Origin of the sequence: Noviherbaspirillum aerium (assembly GCF_008929045.1) — a bacterium.
GTDB lineage: Bacteria > Pseudomonadota > Gammaproteobacteria > Burkholderiales > Burkholderiaceae_D > Noviherbaspirillum > Noviherbaspirillum aerium.
Genome location: NZ_VFAH01000004.1, coordinates 241,087 through 256,739, shown reverse-complemented (window position 1 = coordinate 256,739; position 15,653 = coordinate 241,087). Strand labels below are relative to the sequence as shown.

Below are 15,653 nucleotides of genomic sequence, written 5' to 3'. Positions count from 1 at the left end.
TTCAATAACGAGAAACACGGGAAATACGAGGAACAGGACCCATGGATACCAAAACCGAAGCACTGGCGCGCACGCCGCTCTATCACCTGCACCTGGAACTCGGCGCCAAGATGGTGCCTTTCGCAGGATACGAGATGCCCGTGCAGTATCCGACCGGCGTTCTCAAGGAACATACCCATACGCGTACGCAGGCCGGTCTGTTCGATGTGTCTCACATGGGTCAGGTGAGGCTGTCCGGCGCGGATGCCGCGGCGGCCCTCGAAACACTGGTCCCGGTCGATATCATCGACCTGCCGGTCGGCATGCAGCGCTATGCGGTGTTTACAAACGAAAACGGCGGCATCCTCGACGACCTGATGGTGTCGAACGGCGGCGATCATCTCTTCGTCGTTGTCAATGCCGCCTGCAAGCAGCAGGATCTTGCCCACCTGCAGAAACATCTCGGCGGACGCTGTGTCATCGAATCCCTGGATGACCGCGCACTGCTGGCCTTGCAGGGTCCTGCGGCGGCGGCAGTCATGGCAAGGCTGGCGCCGGAAACCGCGTCCATGATCTTCATGAAGAGCACGAAGGTCAGCCTTGCCGGCGCGGAGTGCTTCATCAGCCGCTCCGGCTATACCGGCGAAGACGGATTCGAGATTTCGGTGCCGGGCAACAAGGCGGAGGAGGTGGCGCGCCTGCTGCTGGCCCAACCCGAAGTGGCGCCCATCGGGCTCGGCGCCCGCGATTCATTGCGGCTTGAAGCCGGCCTGTGCCTGTATGGGCACGACATGGATGAAAGCACGACGCCGGTCGAGGCAAGCCTGTCCTGGGCATTGTCCAAATCGAGGCGCGCGGACGGCGCCCGGCCGGGCGGCTATCCCGGCGCGGATGTCATCCTGCGGCAGCTGGCCGAAGGCGTTGCCCGCAAGCGCGTCGGATTGCTGGTCAAGGATCGCATGCCGGTAAGGGAGGGCGCCGAACTGGTCGATGCTTCGGGACGCAGCATCGGCAAGGTCACCAGCGGCGGCTTCGGTCCGACCGTCGGCGCGCCGGTGGCAATGGGGTATGTCGAGACCGCTGCCGCCGGCATCGGCACCGCGCTGCAAGCCATCGTGCGCGGCAAGCCTGTGCCGGTCGAAGTGGCGAAGGCGCCGTTCACGCCGCAGCGCTATTACCGTGGCTGAGGAAACAATGAGCGATATCAAGACGCAGGACAAGCCGGCTGTGCGGCCGGTGGTGGCAGGCGAAAAACTGCGCGGCGCGGAAAAGATGGCGCGCATCCCGATCAAGATCGTGCCCACGCAACCCGACCAGATGCTGCGCAAGCCGAAATGGATACGTGCCGAGTTCACCGGCACGCAGGAAGTCAAGCGCCTCAAGTCCATCCTGCGCGAGAACAAGCTGCACACCGTCTGCGAGGAAGCCAATTGCCCCAACCTCGGCGAATGCTTCAAGTCGGGCACGGCCACCTTCATGATCATGGGCGATATCTGCACGCGCCGCTGTCCGTTCTGCGACGTCGGCCACGGCCGTCCCAATCCGCTCGATCCGGAAGAGCCGAAAAACCTGGCGCGCACGATCCGGGACATGGGCCTCAGGTATGTCGTCATCACTTCGGTGGACAGGGACGATCTGCGCGATGGCGGCGCGGCGCATTTTGCGTCATGCATCACGGAAACGCGGGAGTTGAGCCCCGGCATCGCCGTCGAGATCCTGGTTCCGGATTTCCGTGGCCGGGTCGACGTTGCCCTGGAAATCCTCAAGGCTGCGCCGCCGGATGTGTTCAATCACAACCTGGAAACGATTCCGCGCCTGTACAAGCAGGCGCGCCCCGGCGCCGATTATCTCGGCTCGCTGCAGCTTCTGCAGCGTTTTCGGGAAATGCAGCCTGAGGTGCCCACCAAGTCGGGTTTGATGCTCGGACTTGGTGAAACGCTGGAAGAAGTCGAGCAGGTCATGCGCGACATGCGAGCCCACGATGTGCAAATGCTGACGCTTGGCCAGTATCTTCAACCGAGCGCCCATCATCTTCCGGTGCAGCGTTATGTGACGCCCGCCGAATTCGAGGAACTGCGCCGGCTGGGAGAAGGCATGGGCTTCGCACACGTCGCATCGGGCCCGATGGTGCGCTCTTCCTACCATGCAGATGAACAAGCCAGAAAGATAGTTGCTTAGGAGGAGATCGGAGATGCCGATTGGCGCGGCCCAACGCCGTATGGCCCCTTGCGAAAGCGCAATGAGAATGGACAGGCAAGGGCTAAGATGAAATCGGTTCTTTAAACCTCCCAGGAATTTTGCCCGCATCGCCTTCTCGGTCATGCGGGCATTTTTTATCCGGAGTCCTATCCCGATCGGACCGTGGAGGATAGTACGGTCGTCGCGGTTATCCGCTGGCGTTCCCCTTGCCTTGCCATACAATCTGGGCAAGGATTCTTTCATGTCTCCATGCGCGGCCGGCGCTTGACCGGATCACGAGTCCGTAGAAATAAAATCGGCCAATTGTTTCCGTCAGGATCTATGCTTGATATTTCTCAATCATTCAGGTGGGAAATAGAAGCAGAATTGCAACGCTAAAATTGCATCTTCGGTTCGGTCCTTTGTTCTGTCCTTTAATCAGCAAGTGCGAAGCCATGAAGAAAAAGCTCGAGACTGACGCGGTGATTGAAAGTCTGATCGCTGTTACTCTGGGAGAAAAATCCTGTGCGCGGGAACGCCACGCATACCGCGAAAGCCTGCGCAGTCTGGTTCGCCTGGCGAAGGCTGAACAGGTCATGGAAATCAAGGACAGTGTCAGAAAACTCACGGGCACGATCGAAACCCAGAGCGCCAGACGCCGTGCAAAAGCCATTCTACAGGCCCAGCAGCTTCCGGGTGTGCTGAACAATGCTCAGCAGCAGTTCGAGTTCAAAGACTAGCGCTGAGAGTCAGCAATTTGCTTGTCGTATGACGGAGAAGCATCCCGCCGATACTCCGGCTGGTAGGCGCGCAAGGCTCCGGCCCTGCAGTGCTTTCTTCCTTGTCCCGGCATGATTGCGCCATAGTGGTCATCGACAATTTTTCAACTCACCATACTAGACACTCCCCGAATCCCAAGACGGTTGGCCTCCGTGTGGAACGAGATGAAACAGGGGCGGTACAATACCGTCGCGGTGGCTATCTTGAATTACCGCTTTTCCTGCGGGTGAGGCGAAGGCATCGCGAGTGATGCGCCTCCTGCCGTCGTTTCAATCCTTTTCATCCCGAGCATGAAAGTCTATAACCTTTGCTGCGCAACCGGCCATCGTTTCGAGGGATGGTTCTCCTCGGAACAGGACTTCACCTCGCAGGCGAACGAGCGCCGCATTGAATGTCCAGTCTGCGAAAGCGCGGATATTTCCCGGTTGCCGTCGGCGCCGCGGCTCAACCTTTCCGCGGGGGGCAAATCCGAAGACAGGAATGCCGCACTCGTGAATGCGCAGGCCGCAATGATGGAAATGCTGCGCAAGGTGGTCGCCCAGACTGAAGATGTCGGCGAACGATTCGTCGAGGAAGCGCGCCGCATTCATTATCAGGAGGCGCCGGAGCGCGCCATACGCGGCGTGGCTTCGGTCGCGGAGTGCGAAGCGCTTGCGGACGAGGGCATCGATGTCCTGCCCCTGCCTATCCCCGCGGCGCTCAAGCAGCCGCTTCAATGATGATCCTTGCCCGGGCCAGGCAGGTGCGGGCAGACGGATGCGTGCGGTCTGTCCGGCAACGCCGCGCCAAGCACCAAGCGCCAAGCACCAAGCACCAAGCACCAAGCACCAAGCACGCATGCCGTGCTTTTTTATCGCCTCCTGCTTCTCGGCTTCGCTTCGCAGAAGCGGGTTTCATATTATTTGGACATGCAGAAAAAAACCCCTGTATAATCGTTTTAGAACGGTCGTGCTATTTAGCCGGGATTACAAGGAGACAGCATGGATTTGAACTACACGGCGGAAGATTTGGCTTTCCGCGATACCGTTCGCGCCTTCCTCGACGCGAACCTGCCAAAAGACCTGCAGCAAAAAGTTCTCAACCACAAACGCCTTTCAAAAGAAGACTTCGTCCGCTGGCACAAGATCGTCGCCAAGCAGGGCTGGGTCGGCACCGGCTGGCCGGTCCAGTACGGCGGCACGGGTTGGACGCCGGTTCAGCGCCATATCTGGGAAGAGGAGTGCGCCGCCGCCGGTACGCCTTCCATCCTGCCGTTCGGCGTCAACATGGTGGCGCCCGTGATCATGGCCTTCGGCAATGAAGCGCAGAAGAGCTACTACCTGCCGCGCATCCTGAATTGCGACGACTGGTGGTGCCAGGGATATTCCGAGCCGGGTTCCGGTTCCGACCTCGCATCGCTGAAGACCCGCGCGGAACGCCAGGGCGACCATTACATCGTGAATGGCCAGAAGACCTGGACTACGCTCGCGCAGCATGCCGACATGATTTTCTGCCTGGTTCGTACCGACCCGGCCGTTCGCAAGCAGGAAGGCATCTCCTTCCTGCTGATAGACATGAAGACGCCGGGCATCACCGTGCGTCCCATCATCATGCTGGATGAAGAGCATGAGGTGAATGAAGTCTTCTTCGATAATGTGAAAGTGCCCGTCGAGAACCTGATCGGCGAAGAAAACAAGGGCTGGACTTACGCCAAGTATCTGCTTGGCCACGAGCGCACCAACATCGCCGCGGTCGGCCGCGCCAAGCGTGAACTGCTGTTCCTCAAGCGCCTCGCCGGCAAGCAGATGAAGAGCGGCAAGCCGCTGCTCGATGATCCGATGTTTTCGTCCAAGGTCGCCAGCCTGGAAATCGAAATCATGGCGCTGGAAATGACCGTGCTGCGGGTGCTGTCGCAGGAAAGCGCCAAGCGCGGCCCTGGTCCCGAGGCATCGATGCTCAAGGTGAAAGGCACCGAAGTGCAGCAGATGCTGACCGAACTGATGGTGGAAGCGGTCGGCCCCTATGCGATGCCTTTCGATCCGGCCTATCTCGAAGGCGAGCAGGAGCATGCGGTCACGGAAGACGACGATGCCGCGCCGCTCGCGCCTTACTACTTCAATTTCCGCAAGACGTCGATCTACGGCGGCTCCAACGAAATTCAGAAAAACATCATCTCCCAGATGATCCTGGGACTGTGAGGCGGACATGGACTTCAATTACACACCAGAGCAGCAACAATTCAAGGATGCACTGCGCCGCTTCATCGACAAGGATTACACCTTCGAGCATCGCAAGAAGATCATTCATTCGGAGCAGGGCATTTCCGATCAGGCATGGGGCACGCTGGTCGAGCTCGGCATGACCGCACTGCCGGTTCCCGAAGAGCAGGGCGGCTTCAACGGCTCGGCGGTGGACATGCTGGTGGTGATGCAGGAACTCGGCCGCGGCATCGTGGTGGAGCCTTATTTCGCCACCGTGCTGGGCGCGCAGTTCCTCAAGCTCGCTGGCGGCCAGGAAGCGCTCCTGGAGCAGGTCGCGTCCGGAGAGTTGAAACTGGCGGCGGCGCTCGGCGAAAAGCAGGCGCGCCATGACTTGTTCGACATCGCGACGACGGCCAAGGCCGACGGCGACGGCTATGTGATCAACGGCACCAAGACCGTCGTGATCCACGGCGGCCAGGCCGGCATGCTGATCGTTTCCGCCCGTTCCGGCGGCGCCCAGCGTGACACCGACGGCATTTCCCTGTTCGTCGTTCCGGCCGATGCAAGCGGCGTCACCCGCCGCGATTACCGCACCATCGACGGCCTGCGCGCAGCCGATATCCGCTTCGATAACGTGCGCGTGCCTGCGAGCGCATTGCTCGGCAGCGCCGGCGCCGGCTGGGATATTCTCGACGCGGCGGCCGACTACGGCGCCACCCTGCTGTGCGCCGAAGCTGTCGGCGCCATGGATGCATTGAACGGCGCCACGCTGGAATATCTGAAGACGCGCCAGCAGTTCGGCGTCCCGATCGGCAAGTTCCAGGCGCTGCAGCATCGCATGGCGGAAATGTTCATGCAGGCGGAACAGGCGCGCTCGATGGCGACGCTGGCCGCGGTCAAGGTCTCGTCCGCTGACGTCGAAGAGCGCCGCCGTACGGTATCGGCGGCCAAGGCGCGCGTCGGACAGGCGCTCAAGTATGTCGGCCAGCAGGCGATCCAGCTGCACGGCGGCATGGGCGTCACCGATGAAATGCCGGCGGCGCATCATTTCAAGCGTCTGACGATGATCGACCTGACGTTGGGCGACACCGATCATCACCTGGCCCGTTTCGCAGCGCAGCCAGGCTTCCGGAACGCAGCCTGAACCAGAAGGAGGATCGAGATGGCGGAATTGAAGAAGTGGTATTTCGAAGACTTTGCAGCCGGTCAGACCATCGAAGTGGGTACGCGGACGGTGACGGAAGAGGAAATCATCGACTTCGCCTCCAAGTTCGATCCTCAACCCTTCCATGTCGACAAGGATGCGGCGGCGAATTCCATCTACGGCGGCATCATCGCCAGCGGCTGGCATACCTGCAGCATGATGATGCGCATGATGGTGGATCATTTCCTGCGCCAGTCATCCAGCATGGGTTCGCCGGGCGTGGATGAGATACGCTGGCTCAAGCCGGTTCGCGCCGGCGATACGCTTTCGGTATCCACCACCATCCTCGAGACCAGGCCTTCGACAAGCAAGCCCGATCGCGGCGTGATCATGACGCAGTGGCAGGCCAAAAACCAGCACGGCGAAGTGGTGGCGACGGTCAAGGGCATGGGAATGTACGGCCGGCGGCCGCAGTAGCGCGGACATCGGCACGGCCGCCGCTTCATTAAGACAAGAACGGAGACAGCATGCGCGAGATTGCATCGGTAGAAGAATTGAAGAGCCTGATCGGCCAGGAAGTGGCGGTATCGGACTGGTTCCAGATTTCACAGGACCGCATCCGGATGTTTGCCGAAGCGACCGGCGATCATCAGTGGATTCACCTCGATGAAGAGCGTTGCCGGAAGGAGTCGCCGTTCGGCGGCACTACCATCGCGCACGGCTTTCTGACCCTGTCGCTGCTGCCGATGATCACGGAAAGCGCGATCTCGTTTCCGACGGCGAAGATGGGCGTCAATTACGGGCTCAACAAGGTGAGGTTTCCCGCGCCGGTGCCGAGCGGCAGCCGGGTGCGCGGCCGCATGGTCCTCAAGGAAGTCGAGGAAATTCCGGGCGGCGTCCAGAATGTCTGGACCGTGACGCTGGAGCGCGAAGGCGGCGACAAGCCGGTCTGCGTTGCGGAGTCGGTGTCGCGACGCTACTGGTAAGCGTCTGGCGAAGCTGTAATGAAAACGGGCTGCATGGGCAGCCCGTTTTTTTGCGCGCCTTGTTCAGCGCTTCTGGTACTGGGTCGAGCCGAACAGTGTTTCCTTCGACTTGTCGTCCATCAGCGGCTTGCGCAGGTTGGCAAGGACTTCAACGCCGCGCTGAACCGCGGGGCGCTCGCTGATTTCGTCGAACCAGCGTTTCGCATTCGGGAATTCTTCCCAGTCGATGCCCTGGTTCTTCCATGAACGCAGCCAGGGGAAGGTGGCGATATCGGCAATCGTGTATTCGTCGCCGGCGAGATAGGCGGTCTTTGCCAGCTGCCGGTCGATCACGCCGTACAGGCGCCTGGCTTCATTGGTATAGCGGTTGACCGCGTACTCGATCTTTTCCGGGGCGTAGATGCGGAAATGATGCGCCTGGCCCAGCATCGGTCCGACTCCGCCCATCTGGAACATCAGCCACTGCAGGGTGGTGAATTTTTCCCGGTCGGTATTGCCGAGAAACTTGCCGGTCTTGCTGGCGAGATAGACCAGGATCGCGCCCGATTCGAAGAGCGACATCGGCTCGCCGTCCGGTCCGTCGGAATCGACGATGGCGGGGATCTTGTTGTTGGGGGAGATGGCGAGGAATTCCGGCTTGAACTGGTCGCCCTCGCCGATGTTGATATGGTGGATGCGGTAGGGAAGACCGCATTCCTCCAGCATGATGTGAACCTTGTGGCCGTTCGGCGTGGCAGTAGAGTAAACGTCGATCATGAGGGCTCCGGCAATGGCGCAATTCTGCAATTCTGCAGTTGTGCAATAGTTGTTGGACTGTCAAAAGCAGCAAGATTATGCAGCGATTTGACAGTCCTTGCATCGGAGCTACACGACTGCCGGCCCGGACATCAGGAACGCGTGATCGGCAGTTCCTGGTCGCGCGCGGGAATGGACATGTGCTTGGCCATTTCCAGCTTGGCGATCGAGTTGCGATGCACCTCGTCCGGACCGTCGGCGATGCGCAGGGTACGGTTGCCGGCCCATTGCCCGGCGAGCGGGAAGTCGTCGCAGACGCCGCCGGCGCCGTGTGCCTGGATGGCCCAGTCGAGCACCTTTTGCGTGACGTTCGGCGCCAGCACCTTGATCATGGCGATCTCGGCCTTCGCATGCTTGTTGCCCACGGTATCCATCATGTAGGCAGCCTTCAGCGTCAGCAGTCGCGCGGTGTCGATCATGATGCGGGATTCGGCGATGCGCTCATGCCAGACGCTTTGCTCGGATACCTTCTTGCCGAACGCGACGCGCTGGTTGATGCGCTTGCACATATGTTCCAGAGCCCGTTCCGCCACGCCGATGGCGCGCATGCAGTGATGGATGCGGCCCGGGCCGAGGCGGCCCTGGGCGATCTCGAAACCGCGGCCTTCGCCGAGCAGGATATTGGATGCCGGCACGCGCACGTTCTCGAACAGGATTTCACAATGGCCGTGCGGCGCATCGTCGTAGCCGAATACCGGCAGCGGACGCTTGATGGTCACGCCGGGCGTGTCGCGCGGCACCAGAATCATCGACTGCTGGGAATGGCGCGGCGCGCTCGGATCGGTCTTGCCCATCAGGATGAAGATCTTGCAGCGCGGGTCGCCGGCGCCGGAAATCCACCACTTGTGGCCGTTGATCACATACTCGTCGCCATCACGCTCGATGCGGGTCTCGATATTGGTCGCGTCGGACGAGGCTACCCCCGGTTCGGTCATCGCGAAGGCGGAGCGGATCTCGCCGCGCAGCAGCGGCTCCAGCCACTGGCGCTTGTGCTCCTCGGTGCCGTAGCGCTCGATGGTTTCCATGTTGCCGGTATCCGGCGCAGCGCAGTTGAAGACTTCCGGCGCCCAGGACACGCGGCCCATGATTTCGCACAGCGGAGCGTAGTCGAGATTGGACAAGCCTTCCGGAGCCCGGGTGGACTTCGGCAGGAACAGGTTCCACAGGCCGGCTGCGCGGGCCTTCGGCTTCAGGTCTTCGATCAGCTGCGTCGCGATCCAGCGGTTGCCTTTTTCGCGGCCGTTGCGGTCGACTTCTTCATCAAATGCCTTTTCGTTCGGATAGATGTGCTCATCCATGAACTTCAGCAGCTTTTCCTGCAGTTCCTTGCAGCGGTCGGAATATTCGAATTCCATGTCGTCTCCTTGGTGGTCTCTCGGTAGTCTCGTTAGTCCCGGTCATGCCGGTAATCTGTGTTGCCAGATGTCCGTTACTTCTGGCCTGAGGCGTAAGCCCAGCCCATTTCAGCCATCGGTCGTGCCGCCTGGCCGGATTTGAGCGCCTGTTCGCTCGACGCGGTGCCGTCGACATAGCGCTTCATGATGCCTTGCAAGATGCCCGCGAGGCGGAACATGTTGTAGGCAAGGTAGAAATTGAAATCGTTGCGGTTGATGCTCTTGCCGGTGCGCTCGCAATACCTGGCGATGTAATCCTCCTCGCTCGGTATGCCGAGCGAGAGGTAATCGATGCCGGCGATGCCGCGGAACTGCCCCTGCGGAATATGCCAGCTCATGCAGTGGTAGGAAAAGTCGGCCAGCGGATGGCCGAGCGTCGACAGTTCCCAATCGAGCACCGCGAGCACGCGCGGTTCGGTCGGATGGAAAATCATGTTGTCGAGACGGTAGTCGCCGTGCACGATGCTGGTGTCATCGCCGGGAGGAATATTGTTCGGCAGCCACTCGATCAGATTGTCCATGGCCTCGATCTTTTCCGTTTCCGAAGCCTTGTACTGCTTGGTCCAGCGATCGATCTGGCGCATGAAGTAATTGCCCGGCTTGCCGTAGTCGGCAAGGCCGATTGCCGCATAGTCGATGGTATGCAGCTGGGAGATCACGCGGTTCATCTCGTCGTAGATCGCAGCCCGTTCGTCGTTGCTCATGCCGGGCAGCGACTGGTCCCAGAGCACGCGGCCGTCGACGAAATCCATGATGTAGAAGGCACGGCCGATCACGGATTCGTCGGTGCACAGGGCGAACTGTTTCGCGGCGGGGAAGCCCGCCTTGTTCAACGCATCCATGACGCGGAATTCACGGTCGATCGCATGGGCGGAGGCCAGCAGCTTGGCGGCGGGGCCGGGCTTGGTGCGCAGCACGTAACTCTTTCCGCCGGCGGTCAGCTTGAAGGTGGGATTGGACTGGCCGCCCTTGAACTGCTCGACGGCGAGTTCTCCGGAAAAGCCTTCCACATGCTGCCGCATGTATTCCTGCATGGCGCCGATGTCGAACTTCTGACGCTCCGATACCGGACGCGTGCCCATGAATTCTTCAAACATCTTGTCTCCTTTGGGAACAGCGAGAAATAGTTATCGCCTTATTCTACAGCGAAAAGCGTACGATCGTACTATTCTATTTTTTCTGTTTTCGGGGAGAGGAAGAGGGGATGCGGCCTTAATTCTGACGGTTGCGGGACCGCAGGTATTGATCCAGAAGGACTTCCATTGTCGTATGGCGCGATTCGCCCTGCAAGCTGGAAATGGCCGAGAAGTTGACGATGCGAACCACCCAGTCCGCCTGCGCTTCGCCGACGTCGATGGCATTGATGCAGCCCGCGGTCTGGGCGAGATTGCCCAGGAACAGGCGCTGGTTCGTCAGTGCATAGGAGAGGATGGCGCGGTTCACCCCGCCATGCAGCACCATCAGCACCGTATCCCAGGATTTGTCGGCACGCAGCCTGTCGATGCAGGGATGGATGCGGTCCATCAACTCGCCTATCGACTCGCCGCCGAGAAAGCGTCTGTCTTCGGGCACGACGCCGTCGAAGGCGCCCACGAAGGCGTCCCGCAGGTGTTCGTCGGGAATCGCCGACAGCTTTCCGCCGCGAAGTTCGACCAGATCCGGCCAGCGCTCAAGCTCGATCTTCTGCCCGGTCTCGGCAAGAACCCTGGTAGCCGTCTCGACGGTACGAGGCAGGCCTGAAACGATGACGCGATCGAATTGCAGCTTTTCCTCAGCGAAGATCCTGCCCGCCGCCGTGGCCTGAGCCTGTCCCAGTTCATTCAGTGGAACCAGTTCGGGAAGAAAGGGTTTGCCCTGGTTGTCGAAATAGGTGACGTTGCCATGCCGCATCAGGTAAATGCGGCGGCGCTGATGTTCGCTCATGGGTCTCCTTACTTGTAATTGGGCTTTCGCTTTTCAAAGAAGGCCGTGATGCCCTCATGCGCATCGCGGTGATGCAGGCTTTCGACGAAATTGCGCTTCTCCACCTCGAAATGCTGCGCCAGGCTGTTGCCGGCCGCTTCCAGTGTCAGGGACTTGATGCGCTCGACGGAATTCGGCGACAGCTGGGCCAGTTCATCGGCCCATGCAAGCGCGGCATCGAGCGCGGTGCCATCGGCAACCAGACGGTTCACGACGCCAAGCTGATGCAGGCGCTCTGCGCCAATCGCTTTGCCTTCGAGCAGGATTTCCAGCGCCAGCTGGCGCGGCAATACCTGGGAAAGAAACCAGCTGCCGCCGCCGTCCGGCGTCAGGCCGACCTTGACATACGCCATGGTGAATTTGGCGGAGGCGCCGGCAACGATCAGGTCGCAGGCCAGCGCGAGCGAAAATCCGGCGCCGGCGCCCATGCCTTCGACCGCGGCGATCACCGGCTTCGGACAGTCCCGGATGGCCTGTATCCAGCCGTGCAGATTGTCGATCGACTCCGCCTGCACGGAGCGGTCCCTGCTGCGGTTCTCCTGCAGGCGCTTGAGATTTCCGCCCGAGCAGAAGAAACCGTCCGCCCCCGTCAGCACGACGGCGCGCACCGAGTCGTCGCGTTCGGCCGTATTCAAGGTTTCGATGGCGGCAGCATACATGTCGGGGTGCAGCGCGTTTCTTGCCCCGGGGTTGGAAATGGTCAGGATCAGCGTCGCGTCCTGGCGTGAAGCTCGAAGTTCGGCAGACATGTCGGCGGGTATCAGGTTGGTTGAAAGCCCGCCTGTCGTTGAGCAAGTCAATCGGCATTGGACGGGTTGATGTAATGACCCCGCTATTATTGCCGAAATGCCGGACAGCGGTGGAAGTGGAGGAGGTCTGGCAGACCCGGGCGGTTCTGCGGTAAGCTTGCCGCTCGCAAAACAGTGAAACCAACGGAGACGAGAATGCTGAAACTATGTGGATTTGCCGCGAGCAACTACTACAACAAGGTGAAATTCGCGCTGCTGGAAAAAGGCATCGAATTTGAGGAGGAGCTGGTGTGGCTGGATCGCACGCCGGAGCTGCTTGAACGCTCCCCGCTCGGCAAGGTGCCTTTTATCGAGACGGAACATGGACGTCTCTGCGAATCGCAGGTCATCCTCGACTATATCGAATCCGCCTATCCGCAAAACCCCTTGCTGCCTGCCGACCCGTTGGCCGCTGCCAAGGTGCGGGAACTGATCACCTTCACCGAGCTGCACCTGGAACTGGTGGCGCGTGAACTTTATCCCGAGGCTTTCTTCGGCGGCAAGGTCAGCGATGAAACCAAGGAGCGTGTGCAGAAGCTGTTGAAGCGCAACGTCGAGGGTTTCGCCAGGCTTGCGAAATTCTCTCCCTATATCGCCGGCGCGGAATTCACGATGGCAGACTGCGCGGGCATGGTGCATCTGCCCCTGGTCAGCATGGCGTCGAAGATCATCTACGGGGAAGATGCGCTGGCGGCACTGCCGGTACGCGAATATGTGAAGATGTTGGGCGAAAGACCGGTGGCGCAGCGTGTCAATGCTGACCGCAAGGCGAATCAGGAAGCCATGGCGGCACGCAATAAGCGCTAATAGGCGCTGGTAGCAGGCGTACGTTAAGGCGTACGTTAAGGCGGCGGCGCGTCGATGCGGCAGTGCTTCAATGCCAAGCGGCTACAGCGCCGCCTCGTCGCCCCAAAGCTGCTGCATGCTGAAGCGAAGGGTTGCCTGCTCGGGCGGCAGCAGTTCGCGGATCGCATACAGTTCCTTGGTGGTGTCGCGCTGTATCGGGAAGGAGAGCGGAGCGCCGCGCGGGCCGACGAATGCATGGACGACAGGCGCGGCAGCGTCCTTGGTGCGCCGGGTCACGACGCCGATCTCTCCATTCTGCAGCCGCACGAAACAGCCGGGCGGATACGTACCGATTTCCTTGATGAAGTAGGCGGCGAGCATGGGGTCTCCAGGTTTGCCGCCATTGAGCAGAACATCGCGCAGCGCCGCATTGGGCAGCAGCGTTTTCCGATAGGCGCGCTGCGTGACGCAGGCGCAGTAACGGTCCGCAAGGGACACGATCTTGGCATTCTGGGGAATGTCCGCGAGCTTTTTGCCGAAAGGGTAGCCGCTGCCGTTGTCGTTCTCATGATGCAGGGCGACATATTCCAGCCATTCCGGCTGCGTGATGCCGGCCTGTGCAAGCAGGTCCACGCTCGTCTTCGTATGCGATTTGATGAGGTTCTGTTCCGGCTCGGTCAAGGGAGTCTGCTTGTCCCGCAACAGGTCGTGCTGGCGAAGCATGCCGATGTTCATCGTCAGCGCGGCCGCCATGATGAACTGGATTTCCTCCTGCGACTTCCGCATCGACCGCGCGATCAGCAAGGCAAGCAGCGCGCTATCGACGCTGTGGCGTATCGCATAGCTGCCGGCCTGCTGGTTGAGCAGGACGCTGCTTAGCGCAACGTCGGCATTGGTGTCCACCGCGTAGCTCAGGGCCTTGGCCACCTCCAGGATCTTGGATGCGGCATCGCTTTCGTTGGCCAAGTTATAGAGCAGGCGCTCAAGGCGCTTGTTGGCGAGATTGATGAAGCGCAGCGCGGATGGCGTTTCGCGCCTGGCCTGCTGTGCCTGCAGATCCTTGCGCTTGTGACCGCCGTCGAGTAGGGCGGCGTCGACAAAGAGTCCACGTTGCAGCAGCGACTCGACCTGGCCGGCGCTTTGCAACACATGGCCTCGCCGCAGCAGCAGCGTTTTGCCTTCGCCGTATACGTCCCAGGGCAGCGGTTCGCCAATGGCGATATCGGACAGACTGAGTCTTCGATGTTCCATCTACTTCCCTTTCGCCTCGGCAGGCCTGCCGAATGGGTCTTAGGTGTCGCCGCTGGGGTACTCTTGGTCGTTCGTGCCGTGTCCTTGTGTATGTCGAAGTGCTGTGATGCATCACCCTGCCAACCTTGGTCATGCGGGGCGATGGAACTCCTTGCCGTCAGGAGGGTTAACGGCAGCGCATGGCCCCTTCTAAAGAGTGCGCTCCGAAAAAATCGAAAGCTTTACAGGCGTGCCAGCCGCTGCAGGGCGGTTTGCAGGGTTTCATCCTTCTTGGCGTAGCAGAAGCGCACGATGCCCGATTCCCTCGGCTGATTGTAGAACGCGGAGACCGGGATGGCGGCAACACCGATTTCAGCAGTCAGCCATTTTGCGAAATCCGCTTCGGGCAGATCGGAAATGGCGGAGTAGTCGACGCACTGGAAATAGGTCCCTTCCGAAGGCAGGAGGCGAAACCGGGTGGCCTTGAGGCCGTCGCGGAACAGGTCGCGCTTGTGCTGATAGAAGGCGGGCAGGTCGAGATAGGGCGCCGGGTTCGCCATGTAGCGGGCCATGCCATGCTGGACCGGCGTATTGACGGTAAAGACATTGAACTGGTGAACCTTGCGGAATTCGGCCGACAGCGCGGCCGGGGCAGCGACGTAGCCGATTTTCCAGCCGGTGACATGATAGGTTTTCCCGAAGCTCGATACCACGAAGGAACGCGCCGCCAGTTCCGGGTAGCGGCATACCGATTCATGACGGGAGCCGTCATAAACCATGTGCTCATAGACTTCGTCCGAAACAATCAGGATATTCGTGCCGCGCACGATATCGGCGAGGGCCTGCATGTCGGAGGGCTTCAGCACCGAACCGGTGGGATTGTGCGGAGAGTTGACCATCAGCAGGCGGGTCTTCGGCGTCACCGCGGCGGCGACCTTTGCCCAGGGAATCGAGTAGCCTTCCTTGCCGACTTCCATCTGCACGAAGACCGGCTTGCCGCCGGCCAGTTCGATCGAAGGGACGTAACTGTCATAGACCGGCTCGATGATCAGGACTTCATCGCCCGGATGCACCGCGCACAGGATGGCGGTCAGCAGCGCCTGGGTTGCGCCGGCTGTGATGGTGATCTCGGTTGCCGGGTCGTAGCGGTGGCCGTACAGGGTTTCCACCTTGGCGGCGATCGCTTCCCGCAGCGCGGGCACACCTGTCATCGGCGGATATTGATTGAGACCTTCCTTCATCGAGGAGGCGACGGCGTCGACCAGGGCGGGATCGCAATCAAAGTCGGGGAAGCCCTGTCCGAGGTTGACCGCTCCCTTTTCCGACGCAAGGGCGGACATGACGGTGAAAATCGTGGTGCCGACGTTCGGCAATCTGGATTGCAGCGAGTTGAGCGACTGGTCCGGGGCGGGCGAGGAGAGCGTCGGCATATTCATGGTGAACGATTAATT

The 15,653-nt window shown here is 60.6% G+C and carries 16 protein-coding genes; 9 read left to right on the top strand and 7 right to left on the bottom strand.

The features are described 5' to 3' along the window. Positions 1–41: 41 nt before the first annotated feature. From gcvT to FH061_RS08700, 8 genes are all read left to right on the top strand, one after another. On the top strand, positions 42–1,166 hold the full coding sequence (gcvT, locus tag FH061_RS08735) for a glycine cleavage system aminomethyltransferase GcvT (protein ID WP_151635036.1): 1,125 nt from the start codon (positions 42–44) through the stop codon (positions 1,164–1,166). A gap of 7 nt (positions 1,167–1,173) precedes the next feature. Further along, positions 1,174–2,157, top strand: a complete 984-nt coding sequence (gene lipA, locus FH061_RS08730) for a lipoyl synthase (protein WP_151635034.1) — start codon at positions 1,174–1,176, stop codon at positions 2,155–2,157. A gap of 455 nt (positions 2,158–2,612) precedes the next feature. Further along, positions 2,613–2,897 (top strand): hypothetical protein, encoded by a 285-nt coding sequence (locus FH061_RS08725; protein ID WP_151635032.1) that lies wholly within the window; start codon positions 2,613–2,615, stop codon positions 2,895–2,897. Positions 2,898–3,227: 330 nt separating this feature from the next. After that, positions 3,228–3,656: a DUF1178 family protein gene (locus tag FH061_RS08720; RefSeq protein ID WP_151635030.1), complete on the top strand. Its 429-nt coding sequence runs from the start codon at positions 3,228–3,230 to the stop codon at positions 3,654–3,656. A gap of 261 nt (positions 3,657–3,917) precedes the next feature. After that, entirely contained in the window at positions 3,918–5,114 is a 1,197-nt protein-coding gene (locus FH061_RS08715; RefSeq protein WP_151635028.1) for an acyl-CoA dehydrogenase family protein, read from the top strand. Between the two features lie 7 nt (positions 5,115–5,121). Then, positions 5,122–6,261, top strand: coding sequence for an acyl-CoA dehydrogenase family protein (locus FH061_RS08710; RefSeq protein ID WP_151635026.1), 1,140 nt, complete (start codon positions 5,122–5,124; stop codon positions 6,259–6,261). 18 nt (positions 6,262–6,279) lie between these two features. Beyond that, the gene (locus FH061_RS08705; protein ID WP_151635024.1) at positions 6,280–6,738 is read left to right on the top strand and encodes a MaoC family dehydratase; all 459 of its coding nucleotides are present in this window, start codon (positions 6,280–6,282) and stop codon (positions 6,736–6,738) included. A gap of 50 nt (positions 6,739–6,788) precedes the next feature. After that, positions 6,789–7,247 (top strand): MaoC family dehydratase, encoded by a 459-nt coding sequence (locus FH061_RS08700; RefSeq protein ID WP_151635022.1) that lies wholly within the window; start codon positions 6,789–6,791, stop codon positions 7,245–7,247. A gap of 63 nt (positions 7,248–7,310) precedes the next feature. Here the strand turns inward: FH061_RS08700 and FH061_RS08695 are convergent, their stop codons facing one another. The 5 genes from FH061_RS08695 to FH061_RS08675 all read right to left on the bottom strand — a co-directional run bounded on the left by FH061_RS08695 (position 7,311) and on the right by FH061_RS08675 (position 12,147). Further along, a complete protein-coding gene (locus FH061_RS08695) occupies positions 7,311–8,003 on the bottom strand; it encodes a glutathione binding-like protein (RefSeq protein WP_151635020.1) in 693 nt (230 codons plus the stop codon). Positions 8,004–8,134: 131 nt separating this feature from the next. Then, complete coding sequence (locus FH061_RS08690) at positions 8,135–9,397, bottom strand: acyl-CoA dehydrogenase family protein (RefSeq protein WP_151635018.1); 1,263 nt, start codon at positions 9,395–9,397, stop codon at positions 8,135–8,137. 74 nt (positions 9,398–9,471) lie between these two features. Further along, complete coding sequence (locus FH061_RS08685; RefSeq protein ID WP_151635016.1) at positions 9,472–10,533, bottom strand: phosphotransferase family protein; 1,062 nt, start codon at positions 10,531–10,533, stop codon at positions 9,472–9,474. A 115-nt stretch (positions 10,534–10,648) separates the two neighbouring features. Continuing rightward, positions 10,649–11,359, bottom strand: a complete 711-nt coding sequence (locus tag FH061_RS08680; RefSeq protein WP_151635014.1) for a histidine phosphatase family protein — start codon at positions 11,357–11,359, stop codon at positions 10,649–10,651. A gap of 8 nt (positions 11,360–11,367) precedes the next feature. After that, a complete protein-coding gene (locus tag FH061_RS08675) occupies positions 11,368–12,147 on the bottom strand; it encodes an oxepin-CoA hydrolase, alternative type (RefSeq protein WP_151635012.1) in 780 nt (259 codons plus the stop codon). Positions 12,148–12,342: 195 nt separating this feature from the next. Between FH061_RS08675 and FH061_RS08670 the strand changes: the two genes are divergently transcribed. After that, on the top strand, positions 12,343–12,993 hold the full coding sequence (locus tag FH061_RS08670) for a glutathione S-transferase (RefSeq protein WP_151635010.1): 651 nt from the start codon (positions 12,343–12,345) through the stop codon (positions 12,991–12,993). A gap of 81 nt (positions 12,994–13,074) precedes the next feature. Here the strand turns inward: FH061_RS08670 and FH061_RS08665 are convergent, their stop codons facing one another. Next, the gene (locus tag FH061_RS08665; RefSeq protein ID WP_151635008.1) at positions 13,075–14,223 is read right to left on the bottom strand and encodes an HD-GYP domain-containing protein; all 1,149 of its coding nucleotides are present in this window, start codon (positions 14,221–14,223) and stop codon (positions 13,075–13,077) included. Positions 14,224–14,444: 221 nt separating this feature from the next. Further along, positions 14,445–15,632, bottom strand: coding sequence for a pyridoxal phosphate-dependent aminotransferase (locus FH061_RS08660; RefSeq protein ID WP_404822434.1), 1,188 nt, complete (start codon positions 15,630–15,632; stop codon positions 14,445–14,447). Between the last annotated feature and the right edge of the window lie 21 nt (positions 15,633–15,653).

Excerpts from the sequence above, each read along its gene's own strand:
- FH061_RS08690 (WP_151635018.1), bottom strand. The coding sequence starts at position 9,397 with ATGGAATTCGAATATTCCGACCGCTGCAAGGAACTGCAGGAAAAGCTG.
- FH061_RS08680 (WP_151635014.1), bottom strand. The coding sequence starts at position 11,359 with ATGAGCGAACATCAGCGCCGCCGCATTTACCTGATGCGGCATGGCAAC.
- FH061_RS08700 (WP_151635022.1), top strand. The coding sequence starts at position 6,789 with ATGCGCGAGATTGCATCGGTAGAAGAATTGAAGAGCCTGATCGGCCAG.
- FH061_RS08665 (WP_151635008.1), bottom strand. The coding sequence starts at position 14,223 with ATGGAACATCGAAGACTCAGTCTGTCCGATATCGCCATTGGCGAACCG.
- FH061_RS08705 (WP_151635024.1), top strand. The coding sequence starts at position 6,280 with ATGGCGGAATTGAAGAAGTGGTATTTCGAAGACTTTGCAGCCGGTCAG.
- lipA (WP_151635034.1), top strand. The coding sequence starts at position 1,174 with ATGAGCGATATCAAGACGCAGGACAAGCCGGCTGTGCGGCCGGTGGTG.
- FH061_RS08675 (WP_151635012.1), bottom strand. The coding sequence starts at position 12,147 with ATGTCTGCCGAACTTCGAGCTTCACGCCAGGACGCGACGCTGATCCTG.
- FH061_RS08685 (WP_151635016.1), bottom strand. The coding sequence starts at position 10,533 with ATGTTTGAAGAATTCATGGGCACGCGTCCGGTATCGGAGCGTCAGAAG.
- FH061_RS08660 (WP_404822434.1), bottom strand. The coding sequence starts at position 15,632 with ATGCCGACGCTCTCCTCGCCCGCCCCGGACCAGTCGCTCAACTCGCTG.
- FH061_RS08710 (WP_151635026.1), top strand. The coding sequence starts at position 5,122 with ATGGACTTCAATTACACACCAGAGCAGCAACAATTCAAGGATGCACTG.
- FH061_RS08695 (WP_151635020.1), bottom strand. The coding sequence starts at position 8,003 with ATGATCGACGTTTACTCTACTGCCACGCCGAACGGCCACAAGGTTCAC.
- gcvT (WP_151635036.1), top strand. The coding sequence starts at position 42 with ATGGATACCAAAACCGAAGCACTGGCGCGCACGCCGCTCTATCACCTG.
- FH061_RS08725 (WP_151635032.1), top strand. The coding sequence starts at position 2,613 with ATGAAGAAAAAGCTCGAGACTGACGCGGTGATTGAAAGTCTGATCGCT.
- FH061_RS08720 (WP_151635030.1), top strand. The coding sequence starts at position 3,228 with ATGAAAGTCTATAACCTTTGCTGCGCAACCGGCCATCGTTTCGAGGGA.
- FH061_RS08670 (WP_151635010.1), top strand. The coding sequence starts at position 12,343 with ATGCTGAAACTATGTGGATTTGCCGCGAGCAACTACTACAACAAGGTG.
- FH061_RS08715 (WP_151635028.1), top strand. The coding sequence starts at position 3,918 with ATGGATTTGAACTACACGGCGGAAGATTTGGCTTTCCGCGATACCGTT.